The following is an 11843-nucleotide window of genomic DNA, read 5'->3' as shown; positions in this document are numbered from 1 at the left end:
TTTTTACGAAAACGTTTGAAATCTATAATTTTACCCAAAATCCAGCAAATCGACAAAAACCTATGAGCCCTACAAAATTATATGAAAAGGAATTGGCCTTCCAAGCAGACAGAAGGAAGGCTACCACCGAATTCATTAAAATTGCCAGTGATTTATGGTACGACAAGTCCATAGAAATAGTGCTATTTAAAAATCAGGTTATTGATAAGAACGTAAGCGACATTATAAACCTACATGAGTATGCAGGCGAATTTGTTCAAAAACCAATTTCAATTTTCGATTCGGTCGAAATATTAAGAACTATTTACGACATACAATTGCCACCTTCAAAACTGGACATCGGAAAACTCACTTATGAATATCATTCCGAGGACAATAATTATAATGATGTAAAGGCATTTGTAATCGATAAGCTAAAAAGCGCCAAATCCAGTAATGAAATAATACCCAAAGATGTGGTGCTATACGGTTTCGGAAGAATTGGTAGATTATTGGCGAGGGAATTAATGGCAAAAACCGGCAAAGGTAATCAGTTAAGGCTTAGAGCCATTGTAACAAGGGGCAACCTTACGCCCGAAATACTGGAAAAAAGGGCAAACTTGTTAAGAACCGATTCCATTCACGGACAATTTATGGGAACTGTTGATGTGGACTTTAAAAACAGTGCCATGTCCATTAACGGAACTACCGTTCATATTATTAGCGCGGAATGTCCAGAGGACATAGACTATACGCTACACGGAATTAACAATGCCCTGATCATAGATAACACTGGAGCCTTTAGGGATAAAGAAGCCTTGAGTCGACATCTAAAGTCCAAAGGGAGTGGCCAGGTACTACTAACGGCCCCAGGCAAGGAGATCCCCAACGTTGTTCATGGGGTTAACCACACGGAATTTGACCCGGACATTGTAAAAATATTTTCTGCTGCCTCCTGTACCACAAATGCCATAACGCCTATATTAAAAGTGGTGGACGATTCTTTGGAAATAATAAAAGGACATATAGAAACTATTCATGCCTATACCAATGATCAAAATTTGGTAGATAATATGCACGGAAAATATAGACGAGGTAGAGCGGCTGCACTCAATATGGTAATTACGGAAACAGGTGCCGGAAAGGCCGTGGCCAAGGCCCTTCCCCAGTTGGCAGGCAAGTTGACATCAAATGCCATTAGGGTACCCGTGCCAAACGGCTCTTTGGCGATATTGAATTTGGAGATAAAAAACAAAACCTCAAAAGCAGCATTGAACACCATAGTCAAAAAATATGCCTTGGAAGGTGATCTGGTGGAACAAATAAAGTATTCCTTGAGCAATGAACTGGTTTCAACAGACATAGTTGGCACATCTGCACCAGCCATATATGACAGTACGGCAACCATAGTATCTGAAGACGGAAAGAACTTGGTACTGTATATCTGGTATGACAATGAATTTGGGTATTCACATCAGGTAATACGTCTTGCCAAGTACATCGCCAAAGTTCGCAGGTATACATATTACTAAAATCTTATATGAGTATAATAAATTATAAAATAGTTGGTTATCCTTATTAGCTAATGGTACGTTATAATTCCATTTTTTTTTAATTATGGGAATATTAAAGTATTTTAGCCCTCTCTAAATCATTATTAACAATAAGAATTACATAAATGAAAATCTCGAGAATACTCTTTATCGTAATGGCTCTATTGTCATTTAACCTACACTTTGCCCAGGATTCCCAGGAGGAAGATAAACTTTCCTTGGACGAAGGCCCTATTAGCTCCCAATTTGAATTTATCTCCAAAAAATCTGGCAATTATAGAGCCGATGGGGTAAGATATGAGGTTGTAAAGGAATTCAACTTGGGTAAATTAAGGCAGAATGTGCTGGATTCCCTTAACGCCTATAATAAAAAGGTCAATGAACTAAATGGGACCATTGCAGGACATGTTGAAACTATTGACGGCCTGAACAAAAAACTAAAAGAGACCACCGATAATCTTTCCTCCGTAACAGAAGAAAAGGATAGCATGTCGTTTTTAGGAATTCTGGTTGCCAAAAGCACATACAATTTTATCCTGTGGACCATAATCACTGCCTTACTACTGTTTTTGTTATTTTTTATATATAAATTCAGAAATAGCAATATACTTACCCAAGAAGCCAAATCTACACTTGCAGAGGTTGAAACGGAATATGAGGATCACCGTAGAAGAGCATTGGAAAGAGAGCAAAAAATTAGCAGGCAGCTCCAAGACGAGATCAATAAACACAAAAAATCCAAATAATATAATAAGCTCCTTTTTTAGGAGCTTATTTAGGAAAACAATCCAGGGGAACACCATGGACCATATTGACTCTAGGAAAAAGTTGCATTAAGAGTTTAATTATGAAATTTTACATCAGCTATAAAATGTAGTTTATATTTTTTTTCTATGCCTGCAATAATTATTACCTTTTCCATAATGGTATTCATTATTTGGTTTCTTACCGAGAATAAATCCCTCTATTATTAATAGCCACTTCACATAGTGCCCAAAAGGGTAGGTACATTTTATAAATGAATGGGATTGCAGCTAATTTTACTACTTTTGAACACACCCTGAAAAAACATTAATTGTTATCGATTTTACCCATGCGAATAGATATAATTACCGTATTGCCAGAATTACTTAAAAGCCCATTTGAAGCGTCCATTCTTAAAAGAGCCATAGAAAAAGGCATAGTGGAAGTCCATATGCATAATTTAAGGGATTACACGGATAAAAGTTACAATCAGGTAGATGATTATCAATTTGGGGGTGGTGCCGGCATGGTATTGATGATAGAGCCGATCGACAAATGTATTACTGCCTTAAGAAGTCAGCGTGAATACGATGAAGTAATTTACATGACCCCGGACGGAAAAACGTTGAATCAAAAGATGGCCAACGGGCTGTCATTGTTAAATAATGTCATTATTCTATGTGGCCATTACAAGGGAGTTGACCAACGGGTAAGGGACCTGTTTATTACCAAGGAAATATCTATTGGTGATTATGTATTGTCCGGGGGTGAATTGGGTGCGGCAGTGTTGTGCGATACCGTTATTCGTCTTATTCCTGGAGTGTTGAACAACGAAACCTCTGCCCTTACGGATACATTTCAGGATAATTTACTTGCCCCGCCAGTGTATACCAGACCAGCGGAATACAAGGGCTATAAAGTACCGGATATTTTATTGAGCGGAAACTTTCCAGAGATAGAGACATGGCGTGAGGAGGAGGCTTACAAAAGAACAGAGCAGCTTCGTCCCGATTTGCTAAATGAATAATGATCCTACTAAAAACATTGATCAAGAAGGAAATAAAGTCTGTTTGGTTGAGCCCTTAAAAATTTAAATCCCCTATAAACAGTAAGGAACCAACAATAAAAAAAGGTAAATATTTTTGGTAGGGATTGGCGATAAAAAACACATAATCGCTTGTAGATTATAAATAATATACTATTTTTGCACTCCATTAAATCAACCTCTGACGATAATCGTGAAAGTTGGTCTAAGTAAACAATAATATAATACAATGGAAGAGTTATTAAAATTTGTAGAAAACGAATTTATTCCGAAAAAGGATTTTCCAAAATTTTCAGCAGGAGACACTATTACTGTGTACTATGAAATTAAGGAAGGTGAGAAAACAAGAACACAGTTTTTTAAAGGTGTTGTTATTCAAAGAAGAGGAACAGGGGCAACCGAAACATTTACAATACGTAAAATGTCAGGTACCGTTGGTGTAGAGCGTATATTCCCTATCAATATGCCAGCTTTGCAAAAGATAGAGGTCAACAAAAAAGGTAAAGTTCGTAGATCACGTATTTTCTACTTTAGAGGCCTTACTGGTAAAAAAGCTAGAATTAAAGAGGTTCGCTCTTAAAAAGCATACCGAATATAGAAAAAGCACCCTTGTCTTCGGCCATAGGGTGCTTTTTCATTTATAAACATTTGTTCACAAACTAAGTTCACAAGGTGTTGATAATAAATTCGTTACAAAATTTGCTTTTTAGCCAAAAATTATCTACTTTTAAAATGTGGCTGGTAATTCGTTACACGGATTAATGAATGTCACATAAAGTTTACGTTCTTTATCTCATTGTTATTTGTCCTTCTAAAGTGTTTTACACGATAGATTGCAGTCAGTTTATTTGCTTACAATAGTAAGGGAATGGAATTGTAAATATTTTGATATTGCTAATGTAAGATCTAGGTTGTACGTTAAGAATACCAAATATTTGAACATTGAGGAGAAACATCTTTGTTACTTAGTTGAATTATTAAGTACGAAATGTTTCAAACGTTGAAATAGCGACGCAAATGCAATCAATGGTTGCCGTTTTGTAAAAAACAGAACAACAAGTTTGTAAACTATTTCTAGAAAGCCATATCAAGGTAATTTTACAATGATATGGCTTTTATTTTTGATAAAATTTCAACTTCAATATAAAGAATTTTACCTTCCCTACTTTTCTCCTTTACTTTTAGGTAATATTAGGTCCCTTCCAAGTTTATTTGGCATTTTTAAAATTGTATATTTGCTCCGCTTAAACTTAAAAATCTTAATTATAATGCCAAAAATTTTATATACCAAAACAGACGAAGCCCCTGCGTTAGCAACACAATCATTTCTACCTATTATTAAGGCATTTACAAAAACAGCTGGTATAGATGTCCAACTTAAGGATATTTCCCTAGCCGGTAGAATAATTGCTGTATTTCCAGAATACCTTAAAAAGGAACAGCAGATTTCGGACGATTTGGTAGAATTGGGAAATTTGGCCAAAATGCCTGAAACCAATATCATAAAGCTTCCAAATGTAAGTGCATCCGTTCCCCAATTAAACGAAGCCATAGCTGAATTGCAAAGTAAGGGATATAACATTCCAAACTATCCGGATCATCCGAAAAATGATGTTGACAAAGATGTAAAGTCCAGATATGACAAAATAAAAGGAAGCGCCGTGAATCCCGTTTTACGGGAAGGCAACTCGGATCGAAGAGCTCCACGGGCAGTAAAGAATTACGCCAAGAAACATCCGCATTCCATGGGTGCATGGAGTGCAGATTCCAAAACACATGTGGCCACCATGACCCATGGCGATTTTAAATCCAACGAGAAATCGGTTACATTAAAGGCTCCAACCTCCGTAAATATAGAACTAACTAAAACCGATGGCTCCAAAATCCTATTAAAGGAGAATATTAAACTTCTGGAAGGCGAAATAATAGATGCTACGGTATTAAGCAAAAAAGCATTGATAACGTTCCTACAGGAGCAGGTAAAAGACGCCAAAGAGAAAGGGGTTTTGTACTCCGTACATTTGAAAGCAACAATGATGAAGGTTTCGGACCCCGTCATATTCGGTCATGCCGTAAAAGTATTTTTTGCGAATGTTTTCGAAAAACACAGTGCCGCGTTTGATAAAATTGGCATCAATGCCAACGATGGTCTGGAAAATTTACTTAAAAAAATAAAGGGTCTTCCTGATTCTGAAAGGAAACAGATAGAATTGGATATAGAGAATACCATAAAAAATGGACCAGCATTGGCAATGGTTAATTCGGAAAAGGGTATTACCAACCTACATGTTCCAAGCGATATCATTATTGATGCCTCAATGCCGGCCATGATACGCAATTCAGGTAAAATGTGGAATTCCGAGGGAAAAGCTCAGGATACAAAGGCTGTGATTCCGGATAGTAGTTATGCCGGAATTTATACCGAGACTATAAACTTCTGCAAAAAACACGGAGCCTTTGACCCTACAACCATGGGCACAGTGCCCAATATAGGATTAATGGCCCAAAAAGCGGAGGAATATGGTTCCCATGACAAAACTTTTGAAATTAAGGCCAACGGTAAGGTTTCCGTAGTAGACCTTAATAGCGGCAATATTCTAATTGAGCACAATGTAGAAGTTGGGGATATTTGGAGAATGTGCCAGGTAAAGGATGCACCAATCCAAGACTGGGTTAAACTTGCCGTATCCAGGGCTAAAGCCACCAATATACCTGCCATATTTTGGTTGGATGAGAAAAGGGCCCACGATGCAGAATTAATTAAAAAGGTAAACACCTATTTGGCCGATCATGACACCACAGGATTGGATATAAGGATAATGTCTCCAGAAAAAGCGACCGTATTTACATTGGAAAGGTTAAAGGACGGCAAGGATACAATATCCGTATCCGGTAACGTGTTAAGAGATTATTTAACGGATCTTTTTCCCATTTTGGAAGTAGGTACCAGCGCTAAAATGTTGTCCATTGTACCCCTTATGAACGGTGGCGGACTTTTCGAAACAGGTGCTGGTGGCTCCGCCCCCAAACACGTGGAACAGTTTTTATCCGAAGGCCACCTTAGGTGGGACTCCTTAGGTGAATTTTTGGCCCTTGGAGTATCTTTGGAATTTTTTGGTGAAAAAAACAACAATAAGCAAGCATTGGTCTTGGCCGATGCCCTAGACGAGGCTACAGAACAGTTTTTAGAAAACGACAACTCCCCATCAAGAAAAGTCGGCGAATTGGACAATAGGGGAAGTCATTTTTATTTGGCCCTATATTGGGCCAATGCCTTGGCCAAACAAAATAAAGATCAAGAACTTAAAACTATTTTTACCCCCATTGCCGAAAAGCTTTCCAATGGAAGGGATGAAATTTTAAAACAGTTGAATGATGCCCAAGGAGCAGCAGTCAATATTGGAGGTTATTATTTGCCCGATGCCGATCTTATAAGTCGGGCCATGAGACCCAGCAAAACATTTAATTCCATTTTGGAAACTATATAAACATATATTTACTTTATTCCTAAGACCTTTTCAAATTCTGAAAAGGTCTTTTGATTTTAAGTAATTACAAACTTTTTTCTTCTTAAATATTATCAATACTTTTAATGAAAATAGCTGTTAATGGGAAAAAATCTATGTATACCTTTATTTGTTCTACTATTTTTTTCAATACATATATTTTCCCAGGAACGGTTTACCCTCAGCGGTACAATCACCGAAATATCCAGTAACGAGACACTGATCGGAGTTACAGTTGCGGTGCCATCATTAAGTACCGGTGTTATTACCAATGAATACGGTTTCTATTCCATTACCTTGCCCAAAGGAAGTTATGAGGTTCAAATAAGCTCTTTGGGATACCAGGATATTATCCAAAATATAGACCTTTCCTACGATCAAAAAATAAACTTTCAATTAATGGAAGTTGCGGAACAATTGGAAGAGGTAATAGTTACGGAGGACGTAGAAAAATTAAATATTCGCAAACCTCAAATGAGCGTTAACTCCCTATCTGTGGAAACCATAAAAAAAATACCGGTTATATTAGGGGAAGCGGATATTATAAAGTCCATTCTCCTTCTCCCAGGAGTAAGTAATGCTGGCGAAGGGGCATCAGGATTCAATGTAAGGGGTGGCGCAGTGGATCAAAACCTTATTCTATTGGATGAGGCTACCATTTTCAATTCCTCCCACCTATTCGGTTTTTTCTCAGTCTTCAATCCGGACGCTATAAAGGATGTAAAGTTATTCAAAGGGGGTATCCCCTCACGCTATGGCGGTAGGCTTTCCTCGGTTTTGGAGATTTTTCAAAAAGAAGGGAACAGCAAAGAACTGAAAGTTAACGGTGGCATAGGCGCTGTGGCAAGTAGGCTTTTGGTAGAGGGACCAATAATTAAGGATCAAGCAGCCTTTCTTATAGGTGGTAGGGCATCTTACGCCCATTTGTTCCTACCGCTTTTCGACATAGATAATACGGCGTATTTCTACGATTTAAATACAAAATTGAACTTCAAATTAAATGAGCGCAATAATATTTATTTATCAGGATATTTTGGTAGGGATGTCTTTAGCATAAGCGAGAGCTTTGTGAATACCTATGGCAATGCCGTACTGAATTTCAGGTGGAACCATTTATTCTCGGACAAACTGTTCTCTAATTTGTCTTTGATATATTCTGACTATTACTACGGTTTAAAACTGGATTTTGTTGGATTCAAATGGAATTCGGGAATTCAAAATTTTAATTTGAAATACGATTTCAAACATTATTTGAGCAATAATTTTCAAATAAATTACGGAATCAATAATATATATTATCGCTTTAATCCAGGGAAAATTGAACCCAGCGATTCTGAATCGGGAATTATTGAAAATCAGTTGATCCAAAAATATGCCAATGAATTTGCCTTATATGTAGATATAGAGCAGGACCTTACTGAAAAATTAAGTTTACAGTATGGGTTACGACTTAGTAATTTCATACGCTTCGGACAGGATGAGCTAAATGTCTATGAAAATAACAATCCCGTTTATTTTGATCCCTTCCTGCAGATATACAAAGAAGCGGATCCGTTAAGCGTTACATATCCCAAACGAAGTGAAAAATTAGCCACCTTTACTAATTTGGAGCCCCGATTGGCATTGGCCTATACACTTAATCCCGATAATTCTATAAAAGCTAGTTACACCAGATTGACCCAATATCTTCATCTGCTTTCCAATACCAGTTCCCCTACCCCGTTGGATGTATGGACACCAAGCGGGCCCTTTGTAAAGCCGCAATTATTGGACCAATACGCATTGGGTTATTTCAAAAACTTAAAGAACGGGGAATATTCTTTGGAGACCGAAGTTTTTTATAAGGACATTCAAAATCGTATAGATTATATAGACGGTGCCAACTTAATTGCGAATGACGCTATAGAGCAGGTAATCCTGAATGGGGAAGCCAGGGCTTATGGATTTGAGTTGTTATTAAGGAAAAATCAAGATAGGTTCCAAGGTTGGTTGGCATATACCCTTTCCAGGTCGGAACAAAGGACCCCCGGCAGAAATGCTTCGGAAACGGGAATTAATTCAGGAAATTGGTACAACACTCCCTACGACAAGACCCATGACATTTCTCTATATGCAAATTATGAACTAAATGAAAAGTGGAGTTTTAATAGTAATTTTGTGTTTCAGACCGGCCAACCTACCAATTATCCTATTGGGCAGTTCGAATTCCAAAATCTAGCGGTGCCATACTATGGACCAAGAAATAAGCAACGACTTCCCGCCTATCATAGAATCGATTTTTCGGCCACGCTTACACCACGGAAAAACAAGGGAAGAAAGCTTAAATCTGAATGGGTCTTTAGCATTTATAACTTGTACAATAGAAGAAATGCGGCTTCGATTGGATTTAGCCGCAATGGGGACACTGGGGTAAATGAAGCTGTCCGTACCTCAATTTTTGGTCTAGTACCTGCTGCAACTTATAACTTCAAATTCTAATAAAATGAAGAACGTCTTATTTTTAATCGTTTGTTTTTTAACTTTTGGTTGTCAGGATGTAATTGAAGTTGACCTTCCTACTGAAGAACCAAGATTGGTCATTGATGCCTTGATCAATTTGGAAGATATGGATAACCCTTCAGTATTGGTCCAAATTAAGGCCAGTATAACCAGTTCGTTCTTTGAAGAGGTTCAACCTACCCAATTACAGGAAATCTCACTAACAAATACGGACTCAGGGGCTGAATTAATCTTATCGGAATCCAGTCCAGGTACAGGTATTTATGAAAATATATGGAATCTGGAAGAATTGACCCAAGGAAATTTAGAACTTCGCATAGAGCACGACGGACAAAAGTATTTGGCCAAAACCAAATTTGTTCCTGCAGTTCCCATAGACTCCTTGGAGCAGGGAACAACTACCTTATTTGGAGATGATGAAACCGAAGTAGTCGTTACTTTTACCGATAATGGTGAACGGGATGATTATTATTTGTTCGATTTTGATTTTGGTGAGTACTTGGTTACCGAGGATGAATTTTATCAGGGAAAGCAATTTCAGTTTTCGTTTTTTTATGACAGCAAGGTGGAAGACGAAAGAGAAGTGAAAATTAGCATTTTAGGGGTGGATAAGGATTTTTTTAATTATATGAACCAATTGATTTTTCAGAGTGGACCTGACACAGGACCGTTTAGTACCCCGGCCACGACGGTTAAAGGAAATATTATTAATATTACCGGCAGTAGTGATAGTTTTATTGGAAACGAAACCCCTTTCGCTTTGGGATATTTTGCCGTGTGTCAGACTTTTTCAGATTTCCTTTTGATAAAAAAATAATCCATCCATGAATAGAGTACCCCAATAAACCAGCCTATGAGAACAAACAAAGCCCTATTGTTAAAAGGCCTAAAATTTATAGCCTATACCATAGCCCTCATGTTTACGGCCCCATTAATAATTTATCAGGCCTTTAAAAATGAAGGTCATCCCCTATATTGGCCGGTTCTGATTATTGGTCTAATATTGGCAATTGCCGCCATTAGCCTTGGCTTTTATAGTATGAAATTAATTATGGATGCCCTGTTCAACAAGAATCACAAGCAAGATTAAATTTTATCGACCTTTATTGCCTTAAGCCTTACAGCTCCTTTTTTTTTGCCGGACAAGTTTAAAGTTCAGACTAAGGTCATTCCTTTACTCCCATTAATCGCTTAATAAACCCTTCCATTGCATTATCAAGTTATAACCAAATCATAATCGATCCGGTCTTCCATGGAAAATGGTTATTTTCGTATTTAAAAATTAAATCAATGACCTTATTCGTAGATATGGACGAGGTGTTTGCAGATGCGTATAACGCACACATAACACTATACAATGCGGAATTTAATGAAAACCTTACCGAATTGGACTGTTTGGGCCGGGAGGTTTGGCAAAGCGTTCCCGAAGAACGACAACTTAGTGTAAGAAACCATGCTAGGACGGATGGTTTCTTCAGAACACTGGAGCCCATCAAGGACAGCAAAGAGATTTTAAAGGAACTCTCCATGAAATATGATCTTTACGTAGCCTCTGCCGCTATGGAATATCCCAATTCACTGAGAGAGAAAAGCGACTGGCTGGATGAGCATTTTCCATTTATACACTGGAGAAACCGTATTCTCTGCGGAAGCAAGCATATTCTTTCCGGAGATATTTTAATTGATGATCGCAGTTACAACCTGGAATATTTCAAGGGAAGAAAAATATTATTTACTTCCCCTCACAATATACACACTACGGGATATGAACGTGCCGACAATTGGTTGGAAGTAGGTAATTTACTGCTGTAAGTATTTAAAGTGCCCAGGATAAAGGAAATGTAACAATTGTTCAATGTAACAATTGCTTAATGTATCAATTAAGTGATCTTGAAATTGAAAGATTTGAAGATGGGCAGATTTGGAACTGTAGCAATAAATCGATGTACCAATTGCTTAATGTACCAATGAATCAATGCAACAATTGGTTAATTTGAAAATACAACAATTTGGTGATTTGGAACTGTAGCAATTGTTCAATGTACCGATTGCTTGATGAACCTATTAATGGCCGTCCCTGGGTACAAACGCAGTGAAGTACAAAGGGATACGGGAATTAATCACGCAATAGGCGTGCCCTTTTGTCGGATATGGAACAAAAAAAGTCCCCCCATCTTGCGATGAAGGGACTTCAAAAAAAGGCGGCGGCCTATTGGTGACAAGCCCGATACTGCAAGCATAGCGAAGCAGTATCGGATGCTGGAACCGATCACGCAAAAGGCGTGCATTCAATGACCGTCCCTGGGTACAAACGCAGTGCAGTACAAAGGGATACGGGAATTAATCACGCCCTGGGCGTGCCCTTTTGTCGGATATGGAACAAAAAAAAAGTCCCCCCATCTTGCGATGAAGGGACTTCAAAAAAAGGCGGCGGCCTACTCTCCCACTTGGTGTAGCAGTACCATCGGCGCAGACGGGCTTAACTTCCCTGTTCGGAATGGTAAGGGGTGGGCCCCG

The 11843-nt window shown here is 38.1% G+C and carries 9 protein-coding genes and 1 rRNA gene; 9 read left to right on the top strand and 1 reads right to left on the bottom strand.

The annotated features are described in order from the left end of the window. Positions 1 to 62 precede the first annotated feature (62 nt). From CWD91_RS10870 to CWD91_RS10830, 9 genes are all read left to right on the top strand, one after another. The gene (locus CWD91_RS10870) at positions 63 to 1511 is read left to right on the top strand and encodes a glyceraldehyde-3-phosphate dehydrogenase (protein ID WP_103440986.1); all 1449 of its coding nucleotides are present in this window, start codon (positions 63 to 65) and stop codon (positions 1509 to 1511) included. 146 nt (positions 1512 to 1657) lie between these two features. Continuing rightward, the gene (locus CWD91_RS10865) at positions 1658 to 2278 is read left to right on the top strand and encodes a tRNA (guanine-N1)-methyltransferase (RefSeq protein WP_103440985.1); all 621 of its coding nucleotides are present in this window, start codon (positions 1658 to 1660) and stop codon (positions 2276 to 2278) included. A 347-nt stretch (positions 2279 to 2625) separates the two neighbouring features. Beyond that, the gene (gene trmD, locus CWD91_RS10860; RefSeq protein ID WP_103440984.1) at positions 2626 to 3303 is read left to right on the top strand and encodes a tRNA (guanosine(37)-N1)-methyltransferase TrmD; all 678 of its coding nucleotides are present in this window, start codon (positions 2626 to 2628) and stop codon (positions 3301 to 3303) included. 247 nt (positions 3304 to 3550) lie between these two features. Next, a complete protein-coding gene (gene rplS / locus CWD91_RS10855) occupies positions 3551 to 3901 on the top strand; it encodes a 50S ribosomal protein L19 (RefSeq protein ID WP_103440983.1) in 351 nt (116 codons plus the stop codon). Between the two features lie 688 nt (positions 3902 to 4589). Next, positions 4590 to 6809 carry an NADP-dependent isocitrate dehydrogenase gene (locus tag CWD91_RS10850; protein ID WP_103441417.1) on the top strand — a complete coding sequence of 740 codons (2220 nt, stop codon included), beginning with the start codon at positions 4590 to 4592 and terminating at the stop codon, positions 6807 to 6809. A gap of 120 nt (positions 6810 to 6929) precedes the next feature. Next, complete coding sequence (locus CWD91_RS10845; RefSeq protein ID WP_103440982.1) at positions 6930 to 9305, top strand: TonB-dependent receptor; 2376 nt, start codon at positions 6930 to 6932, stop codon at positions 9303 to 9305. A 4-nt stretch (positions 9306 to 9309) separates the two neighbouring features. After that, positions 9310 to 10143 carry a DUF4249 family protein gene (locus CWD91_RS10840; RefSeq protein ID WP_103440981.1) on the top strand — a complete coding sequence of 278 codons (834 nt, stop codon included), beginning with the start codon at positions 9310 to 9312 and terminating at the stop codon, positions 10141 to 10143. Positions 10144 to 10179: 36 nt separating this feature from the next. Beyond that, complete coding sequence (locus tag CWD91_RS10835; protein ID WP_103440980.1) at positions 10180 to 10416, top strand: DUF6095 family protein; 237 nt, start codon at positions 10180 to 10182, stop codon at positions 10414 to 10416. Between the two features lie 200 nt (positions 10417 to 10616). Then, positions 10617 to 11138, top strand: coding sequence for a 5' nucleotidase, NT5C type (locus tag CWD91_RS10830; RefSeq protein WP_103440979.1), 522 nt, complete (start codon positions 10617 to 10619; stop codon positions 11136 to 11138). A 610-nt stretch (positions 11139 to 11748) separates the two neighbouring features. Here the strand turns inward: CWD91_RS10830 and rrf are convergent. Beyond that, a 5S ribosomal RNA gene (gene rrf, locus CWD91_RS10825) occupies positions 11749 to 11843 on the bottom strand; the annotation flags it as partial.

Source organism: Arenibacter hampyeongensis, assembly GCF_002909255.1.
In the GTDB taxonomy this organism is placed as follows: Bacteria; Bacteroidota; Bacteroidia; order Flavobacteriales; family Flavobacteriaceae; genus Arenibacter; species Arenibacter hampyeongensis.
The sequence above is the reverse complement of the archived record's forward strand: the minus strand, read 5'-3'. Positions and strand labels throughout refer to the sequence as shown.